The sequence below is a fragment of the Citrobacter sp. Cf136 genome (assembly GCF_030333815.1).
Lineage (GTDB): Bacteria > Pseudomonadota > Gammaproteobacteria > Enterobacterales > Enterobacteriaceae > Citrobacter > Citrobacter freundii.
This window is the reverse complement of sequence record NZ_JAOWFE010000039.1, coordinates 85,655-105,059: the sequence shown is the minus strand read 5'-3', so window position 1 is coordinate 105,059 and position 19,405 is coordinate 85,655. Positions and strand designations below refer to the sequence as shown.

Genomic DNA, 19,405 nt, shown 5'->3' with positions numbered 1-19,405 from the left:
ATTTCCCTCACAGGTTGATGTGACCAAATGCGTTGTTCCAGTCCTGCTCAAACTTCTCTATTGCTGACTCTACCGCAGGGGTATTGAGCATTTGTTGCGCTACGTCTAATGGCAGGGTGATTGCTTCACATCCTGCCAGCAAGCAATCCAGCGCCTGACGTGGAGTTTTAAAGCTGGCCGCCAGTACCATGCTGTTCGGTGCATGCAGTTCCAGCAATGTTTGCAGTTCCCGTACTGCGCGAATCCCGTCGCCGCCCTGCGCGTCGATACGGTTAACGTAAGGCGCGATATACTTCGCTCCTGCCAGCGCAGCCAGTAGCCCCTGAGAAGCACTGTAAACGGCGGTTCCCAGCGTGGTGATACCCTCTTTTTTCAGCATCTTGATCGCGGCCAGACCTTCGGATGTCACCGGGATTTTCACTACCAGACCGGGCACCGCATTGCTCAGGCGTTTAGCTTCTTCCACCATGCCCTGCGCATCCCGGCTCATGGTCTGGGCAAACAGAATACCCTCTTTGCCAATGGCGTTCTGCAGGCGTGGCAGCACATCCCAGATGGATTCTTTGCTTGCTGCCACAATGCTTGGGTTGGTGGTGACGCCCGCGATAGGGAAGATGCGGGCCAGACGTTCGACTTCCGCGACGTTGGCGGTATCAAGATAAAGTTCCATACAAAAACACCCTCTACGTTTTCCGTTAGCTGCCCGTTGCCGGGTTGCTTTGCTATGCACAGGATAAGAGTGTTTCGTCACGCGGTGCTATCTGACAAATCTGTCAAAAGCTGGATAAATGTAATATGTCTATAAAAGTGAGAGATACTTCACATGTAAGTGATATGTGCTGGTATATGTTTTTTGATAATACAAAAATCCAGTAAATGTTACCTTTGTCTCCGTTTTCTGTCCCAGTATGCGATTATTACTGGTCAGTTTTTTTCTCCGTCAACTGGCTGTGATACTGCCGACGATACTCTGACGGCGAACGTTCAGTATTCTTGCGAAACAGGCGGCAGAAGTAGTTGCTGTCAATAAACCCACAGGTGTGCGCCACGTCTTTGATCTTCAGTTCGTAACCCTTTAACAGCGTTTTTGCGTGTTCCAGTCGCGTGTGGTTCAGGTATTCGTTAAAACCGATAGCGCCCGTTTTTTGAAACAGGTGGGAGAGGTAATTGGGTGAAATGTAAAACGCCTGTGCGACGGATTCACGGGTGAGCGGTGAAGCGTAGCGTTCGTCAATATAGCCGCGAATGGCGTTGAAAAGCGCCTGACTACGTGATGCGGTTTGGATCTGGCTGCCGAGCAGATCGCGACAGTGGCTCAGCAAGCTCGCAACGATTAGCCTGGCCGTTTGCTGCTCCTGCGGCTGCATTTGCATCTCATGGAGCGTTTGCAGCAGAAAAGAGCCAATACGCGGCCCACGCCGAGCGACGTGCTGGTGGGTAAGGTTTTGATATTGCTTGCCGTCCCATTGGACGACGCTGAAACCCAGTTGCTGTTTGCCGAACAGAATGCTGAGTGTCGTGACCGGTGTGGCCCACTGCGGAATATTCCAGCCGCCAGCCGGAACAAACAAGACATCGCCGGGGGTAAGCACCTTATCGATGCCAGAATCCGCAAATTCACCTTCCAGCACAATTTCCAGCCGGGGAAAATCGACCTGATACGCCAGTTCCGGCGTTGTGCTATTGGTGCTGGCGAAATAAATCTGCCGCAGCGGCGTGGGGCCGTTAATCAGGCGGGAGAGAAGATGGCTGACGTCGTGATACATGTTAATCCCTTGCAGGCAGCAGACAGGGAAACAGTAACGTTGAAAACAATCGCCCTCAAGTGATTATTGCCGGATGGCGGCTAATGCCATATCCGGCCTACAAGTCTTTGCGAGCTGTAGGCCGGATAAGCGTAGCGCATCCGGCAGACGGTTATTGATTACCGATTTGATCGCCGTAAGGCAGGGAATCGTAATCTATCAGGGCATTTTTCTTGTACGGATTGCCAATCCAGCGGGTTGTCTCTTTGAACTGCGGACTGGTAATGGCGCGAGTTGGATCGAAGCCATCGTAGGTGAAGCCCGCTAAGTCAGACCATGTGTGGATAAGCTCTGAGCTGCTGTATTTACGATTCACATCCTGTGAGAAGTCACGCGGGTGCGCGGCCTGCCATTTTTCCGAAGTCCACAACAGGAACGGCACCGTGTACATATGGCGCGTTGGGTTGTCTTCATTACGACCCTGCGTTTTGTGCGGTGGCGTATCGTAAACCTCTTCGCCATGATCGGAGAAGTACAGCAGGAAGCCGTTCGGATCGGTCGCTTTATAGTCTTTGATCAGGCTGGCAATAATATGATCGTTGTAAACATTCGCGCTGTCGTAATCGTTGTAGGCTTCCAACTCATCGTTACTCAGACCTGCGGGAACATGGTCGATATTATTGTCAAACTTACCCTGGCCATCCGGATAGCGGAATTTGTACTTAATATGCGTACCCAGCAGATGCACGATGATGAACTTTTTCGGTGCCGGGTCGGCCAGTACTTCTTTAAATGGCGCCAGCACGTTGCTGTCATATTCGCGCGCACTTTGCGTACGCTGCTGGTTCATATAGAACTGTTTATCCGTCTGCTTAGAGAACACCGTTAGCATGGTGTTGCGGGCGGTCATCGTCTGCTGATTAGTGATCCAGAAGGTTTTATAACCCGCCTGTTTCATCATGTTCATCAGGGACGGCTGAGTCAGATACAGATCCGGGTTCTTCTCGTTAGCGAAGGTCAGTGCCTGCTGCAGGATTTCAATGGTGTACGGACGGGAAGTCACGACATTATTGAATACGGTGAAGTTAGGATCGGATTTATGCAGCGCATCCAGTTCTGGCGTCGTTTCACGCGGGTAGCCATACAGGCTCATGCGGCCACGTTGCGTTGATTCGCCAATCACCAGCACCAATGTACGCGGTGCGTCACCTGAGCTGTCTTTAAAGTTAGCCAGCGGCGGCAGGGCATTGTTCTCATTCAGCAGGCTATTGAGCGAGGTCAACTGCTGACGATATTGATAATACCCGGAGATGAATTGCCACGGCGCGGCGGGCTCCATACGTGAAGCGAGCCCATCCAACGTTTTTTCAAACGGCTTATGTTTGATAAATGTGTTCACTGTCATCGGATGCAGAATCAATCCGTATAACAGTGCAAACGACACCAGATAGCGCCAGGGTGATGGAATATGTACCGGACGCAGACGTGTCCATAGCAGAATTGCCATTGCTGTATATGCCAGCGCAATTAAGACGATCTTCAGGCTGAAGTATTGACTCAGGTACTCGCTGGCTTCGTTCGCATTGGTTTCAAACATTACGTACAGAACGCTTTGCGAGAACTCTTGCCCGTAAATGACGTAATAGCTCAGAGCTGCCAGCGAGGCCGCCCATAGAATTACGCCAATGACGGCAGCAATAATGCGGATACGGTTTGGAAATAAGAATACCGGGATCAACCACAGCGAGCTGAACAGCAGGGAGTCGCGTAGGCCGGTAGATCCGCTATAGCCGCTAAAATAGATAACGGCCTGCAGTAATGAGGAAAAAAACCAAAAATAGAGGAGCGCCCAACCCAGGGCTTTCCAGCTAAAGGCGGGTTTAGACTGGAGTTGTAAGGATTGCATAATGTGAGCCTGTCTTTAATCGTAGCGCCAAGAGTAGCGACTAAACATTAAGAGGAACTGAAGCATCACGATCTCAGGATCGTGTTTTGCTGTTGTAATATTCACGTAGTGAATATGTTCAGGCGGGAATATATTGAAAATGAAGTGGTTGTAACAGCTGTTTTTACTGTCGCCTTCGTACAATAGCACGAAGGCGACAGCGGGAGGGGGCGTTAGCCTGTATTGCGCATACCGGCTGCAACACCAGCGATAGTCACCATCAGCGCTTGTTCAACGCGTGGATCCGGTTCATGGCCTTGCTCTTCGGCCTGGCGTGAGCGGTGTAACAATTCTGCCTGTAAGACGTTCAGCGGGTCAGTATAAACATTCCTTAACTGAATGGACTCGGCAATCCACGGCAGGTCGGCCATCAAATGTGAGTCGTTGGCAATCGCCAGTACGACATCGATATCTGCTGCCAGGCGTTGGCGTAGCTCTTCACCCAGCGGCCACAGCTCTTTTTTGACCAGGCGCTGATCGTAATACTCTGCCAGCCACAGGTCTGCTTTCGCGAAAACCATTTCCAGCATGCCAAGGCGTGTGGAGAAGAATGGCCAGTCGCGGCACATCGCTTCGAGTTCGCTTTGCTTACCATCTTCAACCACTTTTTGCAGCGCGGTACCAGCACCAAGCCAGGCCGGGAGCATCAGACGGTTCTGCGTCCAGGCAAAGATCCACGGTATAGCACGCAGAGACTCAACTCCGCCGGTCGGACGGCGTTTTGCCGGACGTGAACCGAGCGGCAATTTACCCAGTTCCTGCTCCGGTGTAGCTGAGCGGAAATAAGGGACAAAGTCTTTGTTTTCACGCACATATCCACGGTATAGCTCGCAGGAAATATCGGAAAGCTCATCCATGATATGACGCCAGTTATCCTTCGGTTCTGGCGGTGGTAACAGGTTGGCCTCCAGAATTGCTCCGGTATACAGCGACAGGCTGCTGATGGTCACTTCCGGCAGGCCGTACTTAAAGCGGATCATCTCCCCTTGTTCTGTCACGCGCAGACCGCCTTTCAGGCTGCCTGGTGGTTGAGAGAGCAGCGCCGCATGCGCAGGCGCGCCGCCGCGACCAATGGATCCGCCGCGACCGTGGAACAGCGTCAGTTCGATACCGGCTTTTTCGCAGGTTTTGATCAGCGCGTCCTGAGCCTGGTATTGCGCCCAGGACGCTGCCATCACGCCCGCGTCTTTTGCGGAATCAGAGTAGCCAATCATGACCATCTGTTTGCCCTGGATAAAGCCGCGGTACCAGTCGATATTCAGAAGCTGGGACATGACGTCATCGGCATTGTTGAGGTCGTCCAGCGTTTCAAATAGCGGAGCGACCGGCATAGCAAAACCAATTCCGGCTTCTTTCAGCAGCAGATGTACGGCCAGCACATCCGACGGCGTTTTCGCCATCGAGATAACATAGGCGGCAATGGAGCCATACGGGGCTTCGGCAATGACCCGACAGGTGTCGAGCACTTCACGGGTGTCATTGCTCGGCTCCCAGTTACGCGGCAGGAGCGGACGCTTGGAATTCAGTTCACGGATCAGGAAAGCCTGTTTATCTGCTTCCGACCAGTTTTCGTAGTCGCCAATGCCCAGATAACGAGTCAGTTCGCCCAAGGCTTCAGTATGACGGGTGCTTTCCTGACGAATATCAATACGCACCAGCGGTACGCCGAAACACTTCACGCGGCGCAGGGTGTCGAGCAATTCGCCATTGGCGATGATGCCCATACCACAGGCCTGTAGAGACTGGTAGCACGCGTAAAGCGGGTCCCAGAGCTGTTCGTTTTGGGTGAGAAGTCCCGCAGGTTTCGGCAATTTCTCGCCTTTCAGACGGGCTTCAAGCCAGGCCTGGGTCGCCATCAGACGAGAACGCAGGGTTTTCATCAGATAGCGGTATGGTTCCGCTGCGCCTTCTTCACCTACCAGTGCCATCAGCTCCGGTGTAGCATCCACCATCGACAGCTCAGAAATCAGAAACTGGATGTCTTTCAGGAACAGGTCTGTCGCTTTCCAGCGGCTGAGCAATAGCACGTGACGGGTGATATCCGCCGTTACGTTCGGGTTGCCGTCACGGTCGCCGCCCATCCAGGAGGTAAATCGAACCGGGACAAAATCAACTGGCAGCTTATATCCAAGATGCTCTTCCAGTTGTTCATTCAGCTCGCGCAGGTAGTTCGGCACACCTTCCCACAGGCTGTTTTCAACAACCGCGAATCCCCATTTGGCTTCATCAACCGGGCTTGGGCGCAGTTTGCGGATTTCATCCGTATGCCAGGACTGAGCAATGAGCTGACGCAGACGGCGCATCAGTTGGTTGCGTTCATAATCGACGAGGTCTTTGTTATCAAGCTGCTTGAGGCAGGCGTTCACTTCACCCATTTTATGGATCAGCGTACGACGAGTGATCTCGGTCGGGTGGGCGGTGAGTACCAGCTCCAGAGAGAGTGATTCTACGGCTTTCTTGATGGTGGCGTCATTGAGGTTGGGCTGCTCTTTCAGTTTACGCAGAGTGCGAGCAATCACTTCCGGGTTGCTGGCGGCTTCGCCTTTTGGCGAAATGCTGTGGTGCTGCTCGGCGGTGTTGGCCAGGTTCAGGAACTGGCTAAATGCGCGGGCAACCGGCAGCAGCTCGTCGTTAGACAGATTTTGCAGTGTGGTGAGCAATTCCTGGCGATTAATTTCATTGCCAGCGCGAGATGATTTGGACAGCTTTCGAATTGTTTCTACGCGATCAAGAATGTTCTCTCCCAACGCATCCTTGATGGTCTCTCCCAGCACTTTGCCGAGCATACTGACATTACTACGCAACGCGGAATATTGTTCGTTCATATTAACCCAGACACCCCATCTATTTTGAATATGTCCTGTATCTTTCGCGCCTGACTATCACGCAAAATCTTGCGGACTTAACTTTTTAGCCGTCTTTTATAAAGCCACGTAAAACACGTGACGTCAATTGCTGCGAAATCGGTTCAGCAAACGAATAAATGCCGTGAATTTACGTTATTTAATTCACATCCAATCAAATAAGCGTTGCTTATGGAAATGTTAAAAAATCGCCCCGCTTACCACTAAGGGATTAGCGGGGTGACAAGCAGTTAATGCCAGCAGAAATGGTGCACAACCTGGGTGATTAATTCGCGGGTTGGCTTAATAAAGCGCGTTTCCAGATACTCATCCGGCTGATGCGCCTGATTAATGGAGCCTGGACCCAACACCAGCGTTGGGCAAAGCGTCTGGATAAACGGCGCTTCGGTGCAATAGTTCACCACTTCAGTCTGTGCGCCCAGCAGTTTCTCAACCACCTCTACCAGTTGATGGTCAGGTGGGCACTCATAGCCGGGAATCGGCGGATGCAGTTCCGATACGGTCAGGCGACCCGGCCAACGTTCGCTGACAGGGGCCAGCGCTTCGTTAAGTAACCCATTGAGATCGTTTAGCGTCATACCCGGTAGCGGGCGAATATCCATATGCAATTCGCAGCAGGCGCAGATTCGGTTGGCGGCGTCACCGCCGTGGATGTGGCCCAAATTTAACGTTGGATACGGGACGGTAAAGGCATCATGGTGATAGCGCGCTTTCAGGTCATCGCGCAGATGCATGATATGGCCGATGGCATCATGCATCAGTTCAATCGCATTAACGCCACGCGCCGGATCGCTTGAATGACCCGACTGTCCCAGAATGCGTATCGCATTAGAGATATGGCCTTTGTGCGCGCGCACCGGTTGCAGGGATGTGGGTTCGCCAATGATCGCGCAGTCCGGGCGCAGAGCGGTAGTTTCAGAGAAGTAGCGAGCTCCCGCCATGCTGGTCTCTTCGTCAGCAGTGGCCAGAATGTACAGGGGTTTTTTCAGTTTCGTGACGTCGACATCACGCAACGCGTCGAGGATAAAGGCGAAGAAGCCTTTCATATCCGCCGTACCCAAACCATACAGCTTATTGTCATGCTCGGTTAGAGTGAACGGATCGCGTGTCCAGCGTCCGTCGTCAAAGGGTACGGTATCGGTATGGCCCGCCAACAACAGGCCGCCAGCGCCCTGTCCAATGCTCGCCAGCATATTGAATTTATTTCGCGTATCGGGAACCGGTTGGACCTCCACATTGAAGCCTAAATCTTTAAACCAGCCCGCCAGCAGAGTGATTAAACCTGCATTGCTTTGATCGAGCGCTTCTTCGGTGGCACTGATCGATGGCGTGGCAATCAGAGCGCGGTAAATCTCGATAAATGGCGGTAAATTGTTTTTCATTGTTGACACACCTCGGGTCATGATAGTATCAATATTCATGCAGTATTTGTGAATAAAAATACATTAACGTTGAGCGTAATAAAACCCACCAAGTGTAAGGTGAGGTGATAAAGGCTTATACCTGGCAACAGAATCTAAGAAGGTGAGCTGCCCCGATGTTGAATACGCTGATTGTGGGCGCCAGTGGCTATGCCGGCGCAGAGCTTGTGACCTATGTAAATCGCCATCCTGATATGACCATAACCGCTTTGACCGTCTCAGCGCAAAGCAATGATGCAGGAAAATTAATCTCCGATTTGCATCCGCAGTTGAAAGGCATTGTCGATTTACCGTTGCAGCCAATGTCAGATATCAGCGAGTTTAGCGCAGGGGTGGATGTTGTGTTCCTCGCAACGGCTCATGAGGTGAGTCATGACCTGGCTCCGCAGTTTTTGCAGGCCGGTTGCGTGGTGTTTGACCTTTCGGGCGCGTTTCGCGTAAACGACGGCGCGTTCTATGAAAAATATTATGGCTTTACGCATCAGCATTCTGAGCTGCTGGAGCAGGCCGTTTATGGGCTGGCGGAGTGGAACGCGGACAAACTGAAAGATGCGAATCTGATTGCTGTGCCAGGTTGTTACCCGACGGCGGCGCAGCTTTCGCTGAAACCGTTGATTGATGCCGGGCTGCTGGATCTCAGCCAGTGGCCGGTAATTAATGCGACCAGCGGCGTGAGCGGTGCGGGGCGTAAAGCGGCTATCTCCAATAGCTTTTGTGAGGTGAGCCTGCAGCCGTATGGCGTGTTTACCCATCGTCATCAGCCGGAAATCGCCACTCATCTGGGGACAGAAGTGATTTTCACCCCGCATCTGGGTAACTTCCCGCGCGGAATTCTGGAAACTATCACTTGCCGCCTTAAGGCGGGCGTAACCCATGCACAGGTGGCTCAGACGCTGCAACAGGCGTATGGCGATAAACCGCTGGTGCGTCTGTATGACAAAGGGGTTCCGGCGCTGAAGAATGTGGTTGGATTACCGTTCTGCGATATCGGGTTTGCCGTACAGGGTGAACACCTGATCGTCGTGGCGACGGAAGACAACTTATTGAAAGGCGCGGCGGCACAGGCGATGCAGTGCGCAAATATTCGTTTTGGCTTTGCCCAAACGCAGTCTCTTATTTAAGGGTGCAACAATGAATCCATTAATTATCAAGCTGGGCGGCGTTTTACTGGATAGCGAAGAGGCGCTGGAGCGCTTGTTTGCTGCACTGGTGAATTATCGTGAGTCGCACCAGCGTCCGCTGGTCATTGTGCACGGTGGCGGCTGTGTGGTTGACGAGCTGATGAAGCAGCTGAATCTGCCGGTGAAAAAGAAAAATGGTCTGCGCGTCACGCCTGCCGATCAAATTGACATTATTACCGGTGCTCTGGCAGGAACGGCGAATAAAACCTTGCTGGCCTGGGCGAAAAAGCATCACATCGCGTCTGTGGGTCTGTATCTTGGCGATGGCGACAGCGTAAAAGTGACGCCGCTCGATAAAGAACTGGGTCATGTTGGACTGGCGCAGCCGGGTTCGCCTAAGCTGATTAACACGCTGCTGGAAAGCGGCTTTCTGCCGGTAGTGAGCTCTATTGGCGTCACTGATGATGGGCTGCTGATGAACGTGAATGCCGATCAGGCGGCAACGGCGCTGGCGGCAACGCTGGGTGCGGATCTGATCCTGCTCTCTGATGTGAGCGGTATTCTGGATGGCAAAGGCCAGCGTATTGCCGAAATGACTGCAGCGAAAGCGGAACAGCTGATTGAACAGGGCATTATTACCGATGGCATGATCGTGAAGGTGAATGCGGCGCTGGATGCCGCGCGTACGCTGGGTCGTCCGGTGGATATCGCCTCCTGGCGTCATGCAGAGCAACTCCCGGCGCTGTTTAACGGCACGCCAATTGGTACGCGTATTCTGGCTTAACTACTAATGTGCCGGATGGCGGCTTCGCCTTATCCGGCCTACGTGGGTTTTGTAGGCCCGGTAAGCGCAGCGCCACCGGGCAAAAATATCATATTAAGGAAATTCGTTATGGCACTTTGGGGTGGGCGTTTTACACAGGCAGCAGATCAGCGGTTCAAACAGTTCAACGACTCGTTGCGTTTTGACTACCGCCTGGCCGAACAGGATATTGTTGGCTCTGTGGCCTGGTCCAAAGCGTTGGTAACGGTCGGTGTACTGACTGCTGATGAACAGCTGCGGTTGGAAGAAGCGCTGAATAATCTGCTGGAAGAGGTTCGCGCGAATCCTCAGCAGATTCTGCAAAGCGATGCCGAAGATATTCACAGTTGGGTGGAAGGTAAGCTGATTGATAAAGTCGGCCAGCTTGGTAAAAAACTGCATACCGGACGTAGCCGTAACGACCAGGTCGCGACCGATCTCAAGCTGTGGTGCAAAGACACGGTTATCGAATTACTATCGGCCAATCGTCAGTTGCAAACTGCGCTGGTGGTGACGGCGGAGAATAACCAGGACGCCGTCATGCCGGGTTACACCCACCTGCAACGTGCGCAGCCGGTGACGTTTGCTCACTGGTGTCTGGCCTATGTTGAAATGTTGGCGCGTGACGAGAGCCGCCTGCAGGATGCGCTCAAACGCCTGGACGTCAGTCCGTTAGGCTGCGGCGCGCTGGCGGGTACGGCGTATGAAATCGATCGCGAGCAGCTGGCGGGTTGGTTGGGCTTTGCCTCGGCTACGCGCAACAGTCTGGACAGCGTTTCTGACCGTGACCACGTGCTGGAGTTACTCTCAGACGCCTCTATCGGTATGGTACACCTGTCGCGTTTTGCTGAAGACCTGATTTTCTTTAACACCGGCGAAGCGGGCTTTGTCGAGCTGTCTGATCGTGTGACTTCGGGTTCATCTCTGATGCCGCAGAAGAAAAATCCGGATGCGCTGGAGCTGATCCGTGGCAAATGCGGTCGCGTGCAGGGTGCGTTGACCGGCATGATGATGACGTTAAAAGGCCTCCCGCTGGCATACAACAAAGATATGCAGGAAGACAAAGAAGGGCTGTTCGACGCGCTCGACACCTGGCTGGACTGTCTGCATATGGCCGCGCTGGTGCTGGATGGTATCCAGGTGAAACGTCCGCGTTGTCAGGAAGCGGCGCAGCAGGGCTATGCTAACGCCACTGAACTGGCGGATTATCTGGTGGCGAAAGGTGTCCCGTTCCGCGAAGCGCACCATATCGTAGGTGAAACGGTGGTCGAGGCGATTCGACAGGGCAAACCGCTGGAGGCGCTGTCGCTTGCTGACTTACAAAAGTTTAGCCAGGTGATTGGCGATGATGTTTACCCGATCCTCTCGTTGCAATCGTGCCTGGACAAGCGTGCGGCGAAAGGTGGCGTGTCACCCCAGCAGGTTGCGCAGGCGATCGACTACGCGAAGGCGCGTCTGGCATAAATTGATGGGTAATCATTCGAGCCTGGCGTCACGCCGGGCTTTTTTATGCAAAAAAAATGCGGACACAAGGTCCGCAAAAGTTCACGTTGGCTTTAGTTATTTCGAGTATGAGAGAAACTCTCAAAACGGACAGTAGCTTCAAGGGTTAAAGGGGTACCGTTCCGTTTCTGTGGTGCATTATTAAACAGAAAGCTTGATAGGGATAATCGTTCGTTGCTATGCTACCTATCGCTACGAACTATCGTGGCGATGGAGGATGAATAATGAATATTCGTGATCTTGAATACCTGGTAGCGCTAGCCGAACATCGTCACTTCCGACGAGCGGCAGACTCCTGTCACGTTAGCCAACCAACGCTGAGCGGGCAGATCCGCAAGCTGGAAGATGAGCTTGGCGTCATGTTGTTGGAGCGTACGAGTCGCAAGGTGCTGTTCACCCAGGCTGGTTTGCTGCTGGTGGATCAGGCGCGCACCGTGCTGCGCGAGGTCAAAGTGCTCAAGGAGATGGCAAGCCAACAAGGCGAGACAATGTCTGGCCCGCTGCATATTGGTTTGATCCCAACGGTGGGGCCATACCTGCTGCCGCATATTATTCCGATGTTGCACCAGACCTTCCCAAAACTGGAAATGTATCTTCATGAGGCGCAGACACATCAGCTGTTAGCGCAACTGGATAGCGGCAAGCTTGACTGCGTCATTCTGGCGCTGGTGAAAGAGAGTGAGGCGTTCATCGAAGTACCGCTATTTGATGAGCCTATGCTGCTGGCGATCTATGAAGATCATCCGTGGGCAAACCGTGACTGTGTACCGATGTCCGATCTGGCGGGTGAAAAACTGCTGATGCTGGAAGATGGCCACTGCCTGCGCGATCAGGCAATGGGCTTCTGCTTTGAAGCGGGTGCTGATGAAGATACCCATTTTCGGGCAACCAGTCTGGAAACGCTGCGTAACATGGTGGCGGCAGGAAGCGGTATTACCTTACTGCCTGCGCTGGCTGTTCCGCCGGAGCGTAAGCGTGATGGTGTCGTTTATCTGCCATGCATTAAACCCGAACCGCGTCGTACGATTGGTCTGGTGTACCGTCCTGGTTCGCCGCTGCGCAGCCGTTATGAACAGTTGGCAGAGGCCATCCGTGGATCAATGGATGGCCATTTCGACAGTGCGTTAAAACAGGCGGTTTAAGCCATTTAGCGCTGCTACCCGATAGGCTTCTGCCATGGTTGGGTAGTTAAAGGTGGTGTTAACGAAGTACTCGATAGTGTTACCACCACCTTTTTGCTCCATTATCGCTTGCCCGATGTGAATAATTTCGGCCGCGCGCTCCCCAAAGCAGTGGATCCCCAGAATCTCTTTGGTTTCGCGATGGAACAGGATCTTCAGCGTTCCGACACTCATACCCACGATTTGCGCACGTGCCAGATGCTTAAACTGGGCGCGGCCAACCTCGTATGGAACTTTCATTGCCGTGAGTTGCTGTTCGGTTTTACCAACGGAGCTGATTTCTGGAATGGTATAAATCCCGGTCGGGATATCTTCAATCAGATGCGCGGTGGCTTCGCCTTTTACCAACGCCTGGGCGGCAATGCGTCCCTGGTCGTAGGCCGCGGATGCCAGGCTCGGATAACCGATCACATCCCCTACGGCATACACATGCGGCAGCGCCGTCTGGTACATGCTATTCACTTTGAGCTGCCCACGGCTGTCGGTTTTCAGACCAATGTTTTCCAGCGCCAGCGAATCGGTATTACCGGTACGGCCATTGGCGTACAACAGGCAGTCTGCCTTCAGTTTCTTACCGGATTTCAGGTGCATGATGACGCCGTCATCGCAGCCTTCAATCTTCTCATACTCTTCGTTGTGGCGAATGACCACACCGCTGTTCCAGAAGTGGTAAGAGAGCGAGTCGGACATCTCTTGATCGAGGAATGCCAGCAGACGATCGCGGGTGTTGATTAAATCAACTTTGACGTCCATTCCACGGAAGATCGACGCATATTCACAGCCAATGACCCCCGCGCCATAAATCAGTACATGGCGGGGTTCGTGGTGTAGGCTCAGGATAGAGTCGCTGTCGTAAACCCGGGGATGCGAAAAGTCGACATCAACAGGGCGATAAGGACGCGAACCGCAGGCAATAACAAACTTATCCGCAGTCAGCGTTTCCACCGTACCGTCGTGACATTCGAGGGCGATCGTGTGTTCATCAACAAAACGGGCATTTCCCTGCAAAATTTCGCAGTGATTGCGCTCGTAAAATCCTTGCCGCATACGCGTTTGCTGATTAATAACGTTATCAGCGTGGTTGAGAATATCGGCAAAAGAAGAACGAAGGAGTCGGGAGTGGTCGCTGTACAGTGGGTTCTGATTGAATTCAATAATGCGGCTGACGGCGTGGCGGAGGGCTTTCGACGGGATGGTGCCCCAGTGGGTACAGCCTCCGCCGACGTTATGATAGCGCTCAATCACCGCGACGCGCGCTCCTTGCTTAACCAGACCCATTGCAGCGCCTTCGCCGCCGGGACCGGAACCTATTACTATTGCATCGTAATCGTAGGAATGTGACATGGTCAGGCTTACCTGTTCTTATACATAAAAGCAACAGAATAGTAACATCGTTGTCAGGATAACCCAATTATCGTTGTGCTTTTTTGCGAAGTCGAAGCACAAACTGCGCGTAAACAATCATTCACAAAGCCATGCCAACCGCCTAATCTCTGGTATAGTGCCAGCAAGGTATGTGGAAGGATTCAGACATCGTGATGGGCGTTAGAGCGCAACAAAAAGAAAAAACCCGGCGTTCGCTGGTAGAAGCCGCATTTAGTCAACTGAGCGCTGAGCGTAGTTTTGCCAGCCTCAGTTTACGCGAAGTTGCTCGTGAAGCGGGCATTGCGCCAACCTCGTTTTATCGCCATTTCCGCGATGTGGATGAACTCGGCCTGACGATGGTGGACGAAAGCGGTCTGATGCTGCGTCAATTGATGCGCCAGGCGCGCCAGCGTATCGCGAAGGGCGGGAGTGTGATCCGCACCTCGGTCTCAACATTTATGGAGTTCATCGGCAACAATCCCAACGCCTTCCGTTTATTATTGCGCGAGCGTTCGGGGACATCCGCAGCGTTTCGTGCAGCGGTCGCACGTGAAATTCAGCACTTCATTGCGGAACTTGCGGACTATCTGGAACTCGAAAACCATATGCCTCGTGCGTTTACTGAAGCTCAAGCCGAAGCCATGGTAACCATTGTTTTCAGCGCCGGGGCAGAAGCACTGGATGTTGGCGCTGAACAGCGTCGACAGCTAGAAGAGCGGCTGGTATTGCAACTGCGCATGATCGCGAAAGGCGCATTTTATTGGTACCGCCGTGAACAAGAGAAGATGACGCACCACTCCGAGTAACGAGAAGGACAAGCAATGAAACAGTCAGGTCAAGATAAAGGTACGCTGCTGCTGGCGCTGGTTGCTGGCTTATCGATCAATGGTACATTTGCGGCGCTGTTTAGCTCCATTGTGCCATTCTCCGTATTCCCGATTATTTCGCTGGTGCTGACGGTTTATTGTCTGCATCAACGCTATCAGAACCGCACCATGCCTGTGGGATTGCCGGGCCTGGCCGCCGCCTGTTTTATTCTCGGTGTTCTGCTGTACAGCACCGTTGTACGCGCTGAATATCCGGATATTGGCTCTAACTTCTTCCCGGCGGTGCTGTCGGTGATTCTGGTGTTCTGGATCGGCTTTAAAGTGCGTAACCGTAAACAGGAAATTGTGGAGTAATAGTTGTCGCTGTAGGCCGGATAAGGCAAAGCCGCTATCCGGCAATCTGAACCGGTAGTGCTTATCCGGCCTCCGTTCAGTCTTACTTCTTCGTTAACAGTACTCCGCACTCCATATGGTGCGTATACGGGAACTGATCGAATAGCGCCAGACGTGAAACATTGTGCGTCTGGCTTAACGTTTCCAGGTTCTTACACAGCGTCTCCGGATTGCAGGAGATGTACAGAATGCGCGGATACGCCTGCACCATTTTCTCCGTTTCGCTGTCCAGACCGCTGCGCGGTGGGTCAACGAAGATAGTTTCACACTGGTAACTCTTCAGATCGATTCCCTGCAAACGGTTGAACTCGCGAACACCGTTCATCGCCTGTGTAAACTCTTCGGCCGCCATGCGGATAATTTGTACGTTATCAATATGGTTAGCCGCGATGTTGTACTGTGCAGCAGCCACGGACGGTTTGGCGATTTCAGTGGCCAGTACGCGGTTGAAGTTTTGCGCCAGGGCTAACGAGAAATTGCCATTGCCGCAATACAGCTCCAGCAGGTCGCCTTTTGAGCCCCTGGTGACATCAATCGCCCACTCTAACATCTGAATATTCATGGCGGCGTTTGGCTGGGTGAAGCTGTTCTCAACCTGGCGGTAGATAATCTCTTTACCTGCAACCGGCAAGCGTTCGTCAATGTAGTCCTGGTCCAGCTCAATTTTGGTTTTGGTAGCCCGACCAATCAAATGCACGTTCAGGTTTTGCGCCCGCAGCGCATCTCGCAGCGCTTCGGCTTCCTTACGCCATTCATCATCCAGCTTTTTATGGTACAGCATCGAAACCACCGCCTGATCGCTCAGGGTTGTGAGGTAATCAATCTGAAACAGTTTATGGCGCAGGACGTGGTTGTTGCGAACGCCGTCGATCATTGCCGTCATTAGCGTGTTGATGAGCTCGCTGGCAGCCGGGAAGCTGTCGACGCGAATACGGTTTTTGGTCTGGCTGTCGAACATGATGTGGTACAGGTCATCACCGTCATGCCACAGGCGGAATTCGGCGCGCATACGGTAATGGCTGACCGGTGAGCGAAACACTTCCGGAGCCTGTGCATAAAATGGCGTCATTAAGCTCTGCAGACGCACTACTTTCTCAGCTAACTGGGCGTCGTACTGTTCTGTCGGAAGGTGTTCGGGGGTCATGATGCGTCCTGAAAAATAAAAGTACGCGGGGATTGTAGGGATTGCTCAACAGATGTCCAGTCATTGATGATTTCCGATAATGTGATACGCGGTCTGGACACCAGGTTGTAACAAACTGTAGCATCCGTTTTCCGGTCCTGTGAGTTAAAAGGGAATCCAGTGTAAATCTGGAGCTGACGCGCAGCGGTAAGGAAGGTAAGAGATGAGCGCACCTGGTGCAGACACTGCGGATTGCCGCGGGAAGTCATCGTCTCTTTAAGTCGCCTCCAAGCCCGAAGACCTGCCGGCTAACGTCGCATCTGGTTTTCATCATCGCGTACTATCGGTGGGACCTGCGGCATCCTTCTTAAATTGTGGATGCTTTACAATGATCAAAAAATCATTGCTGTGCACGGCGCTGTCCGTCACGGCATTTTCTGGTTGGGCACAGGACACTCGCCCGGATACTCTCGTCGTCACTGCCAACCGTTTTCAGCAGCCTCGTAGCGCAGTACTCGCTCCTATTACTGTTGTTACGCGTCAGGATATCGATCGCTGGCAATCTACCTCCGTGAATGATGTGCTTCGTCGCCTGCCAGGCGTCGATATCGCTCAATACGGTGGTATGGGACAAAACTCGTCTATCTCTATTCGCGGCACCAACGCCAGCCATGTTCTGGTGCTGATTGACGGCGTGCGCCTGAACCTGGCAGGGGTTAGCGGCGCAGCCGATCTCAGCCAGTTCCCGGTCTCGTTAGTGCAGCGTATCGAATACATTCGAGGGCCGCGTTCGGCGGTTTATGGTTCTGATGCGATTGGCGGCGTGGTGAATATCATTACCACGCGCGAAAAGCCGGGGACGGAACTGACAGCCGGTGTGGGAAGCAATGGCTACCAGAATTACGATGTCTCAACCCAACAACAGCTCGGCGAAAATACGCGCGTCACGCTGATGGGCGATTATGCCTATACCAAAGGCTTTGATGTCGTAGCATATGGCAGCACCGGCTCTCAGGCTCAGCCCGACAAAGACGGTTTTTTAAGTAAAACGCTGTATGGCGCGCTGGAACACAACTTTTCCGATACATGGAGCGGGTTTGTTCGCGGTTATGGTTATGATAACCGCACGAATTACGACTCATATTACTCTCCTGGCTCGCCGCTAGTGGATACCCGAAAACTCTACAGCCAGAGCTGGGATGCCGGGCTGCGCTTCAATGGTGAGTTGATTCAGTCGCAGCTGGTTTCGAGCTATAGCCATAGCAAAGACTACAACTATGATCCGGATTATGGCCGCTATGATTCCTCGGCCACGCTGGATGAGATGAAGCAATATAATGTGCAGTGGTCAAACAGCATAGTGGTTGGTCATGGTAATGTGGGCGCTGGTGTCGACTGGCAAAAGCAAACTACGGAGCCTGGCACCGGGTATGTCACGGACGGTTACGACCAGCGAAATACCGGCCTCTACTTGACGGGATTACAGCAACTGGGTGATTTCACTTTCGAAGGTGCTGCGCGCAGTGATGACAATTCCCAATTTGGGCGGCATGGCACATGGCAAACCAGCGCCGGATGGGAGTTTGTCGAAGGCTATCGTTTTATTGCATCCTACGGCACCTCTTACAAGGCACCTAATCTGGGACAACTGTATGGCATGTACGGAAATTCACACCTGGATCCTGAAGAGAGCAAACAGTGGGAAGGGGCATTTGAAGGGCTAACGGCGGATGTGAACTGGCGTTTGTCAGGATATCGTAACGATATCGATAACATGATCGATTACAACCCCCACACCAAAAAATACTATAACGCAGGCAAAGTACGTATTAAAGGTGTTGAGGCTACAGCGAACTTCGACACTGGGTCGTTGGCGCACACGCTGAGCTACGATTACGTTGACGCACGCAATGCCATTACCGATAAACCGCTGGCGCGTCGTTCAAAGCAGCAAGTGAAGTATCAGCTTGACTGGCAGGTTTACGATTTTGACTGGGGTTTAACGTATCAGTATTTAGGAACGCGATACGACACGGACTTCGTCAGCAATCAGCCGGTAAAAATGGGTGGAGTAAGCGTGTGGGATCTGACAGTGGCATATCCAATCACCTCACAGCTGACTGTTCGTGGTAAAATCGCCAACCTGTTCGATAAAGATTACGAGACAGTTTATGGCTACGCAACTGCAGGGCGGGAATACACCTTGTCTGGCAGCTACACCTTCTGATCCACGTCCCACCGTGCTGGTGTTTGATTCCGGCGTCGGTGGGTTGTCGGTCTACAATGAGATCCGCAGTCTCCTGCCGGATCTCCACTATATATACGCTTTTGATAACGTCGCCTTTCCTTATGGTGAGAAGAGCGAGGAATTTATTGTCGAGCGTGTTGTTGAGATTGTGACTGCTGTCCAGCAGCGCTATCCCCTCTCTCTTGCGGTCATCGCGTGTAATACTGCAAGCACCGTGTCGCTTCCTGCGTTACGTGAGAAGTTTGCCTTCCCGGTTGTGGGCGTGGTGCCTGCAATTAAACCGGCGGCGCGACTCACGGCGAATGGCGTAGTGGGGCTGCTGGCTACGCGTGCAACGGTGAAGCGCTCATATACCCATGAGCTGATTGCGCGGTTTGCTAACGAATGTCAGATTGCGATGTTGGGTTCCGCCGAGCTGGTGGAACTGGCGGAAGCGAAGCTGCACGGCGAAACGGTTTCTCTGGAAGAGCTGCGGCGTATTCTGCGTCCGTGGCTGCGGATGTCGGAACCACCCGATACGGTAGTGCTCGGTTGCACTCATTTCCCTCTATTACAGGAAGAGCTTTTACAGGTCCTGCCCGAGGGGACACGGCTGGTGGATTCTGGTGCCGCGATTGCGCGCCGTACGGCCTGGTTATTAGAACATGAAGCGCCAGATGCGAAATCAACCGATGAGAACGTTGCATTTTGTATGGCAATGACGACAGAAGCCGAACAACTATTGCCCGTGCTACAGCGCTATGGCTTTAAAACGCTCGAAAAACTGTCAGTTTAAGTGGTTTTGATGAAAAAATACGCACTCGGAAGATTATTTTAAATTTCCCCTTGTCAGCCTGAAATAACTCCCTATAATGCGCCTCCACTGAC

15 protein-coding genes and 1 riboswitch are annotated in these 19,405 nt (G+C 52.8%); of the genes, 8 read left to right on the top strand and 7 right to left on the bottom strand.

The window, feature by feature from the left end:
• Positions 1-7: 7 nt before the first annotated feature.
• The 5 genes from fsa to argE form a co-directional block, all read right to left on the bottom strand.
• Positions 8-670: a fructose-6-phosphate aldolase gene (gene fsa / locus OGV98_RS18875; RefSeq protein ID WP_003847840.1), complete on the bottom strand. Its 663-nt coding sequence runs from the start codon at positions 668-670 to the stop codon at positions 8-10.
• A 247-nt stretch (positions 671-917) separates the two neighbouring features.
• A complete protein-coding gene (locus OGV98_RS18870) occupies positions 918-1,766 on the bottom strand; it encodes an AraC family transcriptional regulator (RefSeq protein WP_202580874.1) in 849 nt (282 codons plus the stop codon).
• 151 nt (positions 1,767-1,917) lie between these two features.
• Entirely contained in the window at positions 1,918-3,651 is a 1,734-nt protein-coding gene (locus OGV98_RS18865) for a phosphoethanolamine transferase CptA (RefSeq protein ID WP_003840540.1), read from the bottom strand.
• A gap of 212 nt (positions 3,652-3,863) precedes the next feature.
• The gene (ppc, locus tag OGV98_RS18860; protein ID WP_032938423.1) at positions 3,864-6,515 is read right to left on the bottom strand and encodes a phosphoenolpyruvate carboxylase; all 2,652 of its coding nucleotides are present in this window, start codon (positions 6,513-6,515) and stop codon (positions 3,864-3,866) included.
• A 269-nt stretch (positions 6,516-6,784) separates the two neighbouring features.
• Positions 6,785-7,936, bottom strand: a complete 1,152-nt coding sequence (gene argE, locus OGV98_RS18855) for an acetylornithine deacetylase (RefSeq protein ID WP_003028848.1) — start codon at positions 7,934-7,936, stop codon at positions 6,785-6,787.
• A 155-nt stretch (positions 7,937-8,091) separates the two neighbouring features.
• Here argE and argC point away from each other — a divergent pair, with 155 nt between their 5' ends.
• The 4 genes from argC (at position 8,092) to oxyR (ending at position 12,543) form a co-directional block, all read left to right on the top strand.
• The gene (argC, locus tag OGV98_RS18850) at positions 8,092-9,096 is read left to right on the top strand and encodes an N-acetyl-gamma-glutamyl-phosphate reductase (RefSeq protein ID WP_174329667.1); all 1,005 of its coding nucleotides are present in this window, start codon (positions 8,092-8,094) and stop codon (positions 9,094-9,096) included.
• A 10-nt stretch (positions 9,097-9,106) separates the two neighbouring features.
• A complete protein-coding gene (argB, locus tag OGV98_RS18845; protein ID WP_032950733.1) occupies positions 9,107-9,880 on the top strand; it encodes an acetylglutamate kinase in 774 nt (257 codons plus the stop codon).
• A 108-nt stretch (positions 9,881-9,988) separates the two neighbouring features.
• Positions 9,989-11,362: an argininosuccinate lyase gene (gene argH, locus OGV98_RS18840; protein WP_003028856.1), complete on the top strand. Its 1,374-nt coding sequence runs from the start codon at positions 9,989-9,991 to the stop codon at positions 11,360-11,362.
• A gap of 263 nt (positions 11,363-11,625) precedes the next feature.
• Positions 11,626-12,543, top strand: coding sequence for a DNA-binding transcriptional regulator OxyR (gene oxyR, locus OGV98_RS18835; RefSeq protein ID WP_003028858.1), 918 nt, complete (start codon positions 11,626-11,628; stop codon positions 12,541-12,543).
• On the opposite strand, the gene sthA is transcribed toward oxyR, so the two are convergent.
• Complete coding sequence (sthA, locus tag OGV98_RS18830; protein ID WP_003028860.1) at positions 12,526-13,926, bottom strand: Si-specific NAD(P)(+) transhydrogenase; 1,401 nt, start codon at positions 13,924-13,926, stop codon at positions 12,526-12,528. The genes oxyR and sthA overlap by 18 nt on opposite strands.
• 191 nt (positions 13,927-14,117) lie before the next feature.
• Between sthA and fabR the strand changes: the two genes are divergently transcribed.
• Both fabR and OGV98_RS18820 read left to right on the top strand, forming a co-directional pair.
• The gene (gene fabR, locus OGV98_RS18825) at positions 14,118-14,753 is read left to right on the top strand and encodes an HTH-type transcriptional repressor FabR (protein WP_003028862.1); all 636 of its coding nucleotides are present in this window, start codon (positions 14,118-14,120) and stop codon (positions 14,751-14,753) included.
• 15 nt (positions 14,754-14,768) lie between these two features.
• Positions 14,769-15,128, top strand: coding sequence for a YijD family membrane protein (locus OGV98_RS18820; protein WP_003028863.1), 360 nt, complete (start codon positions 14,769-14,771; stop codon positions 15,126-15,128).
• An 82-nt stretch (positions 15,129-15,210) separates the two neighbouring features.
• On the opposite strand, the gene trmA is transcribed toward OGV98_RS18820, so the two are convergent.
• Positions 15,211-16,311 (bottom strand): tRNA (uridine(54)-C5)-methyltransferase TrmA, encoded by a 1,101-nt coding sequence (gene trmA, locus OGV98_RS18815; protein WP_003028866.1) that lies wholly within the window; start codon positions 16,309-16,311, stop codon positions 15,211-15,213.
• Positions 16,312-16,426: 115 nt separating this feature from the next.
• A riboswitch (cobalamin riboswitch) is annotated at positions 16,427-16,613 on the top strand.
• A 65-nt stretch (positions 16,614-16,678) separates the two neighbouring features.
• Here trmA and btuB point away from each other — a divergent pair.
• Both btuB and murI read left to right on the top strand, forming a co-directional pair.
• Complete coding sequence (gene btuB / locus OGV98_RS18810) at positions 16,679-18,517, top strand: TonB-dependent vitamin B12 receptor BtuB (protein ID WP_174329665.1); 1,839 nt, start codon at positions 16,679-16,681, stop codon at positions 18,515-18,517.
• On the top strand, positions 18,462-19,313 hold the full coding sequence (gene murI / locus OGV98_RS18805) for a glutamate racemase (RefSeq protein ID WP_060854629.1): 852 nt from the start codon (positions 18,462-18,464) through the stop codon (positions 19,311-19,313). Before btuB ends, murI begins: the two co-directional genes overlap by 56 nt.
• The last annotated feature ends 92 nt before the right edge of the window (positions 19,314-19,405 follow it).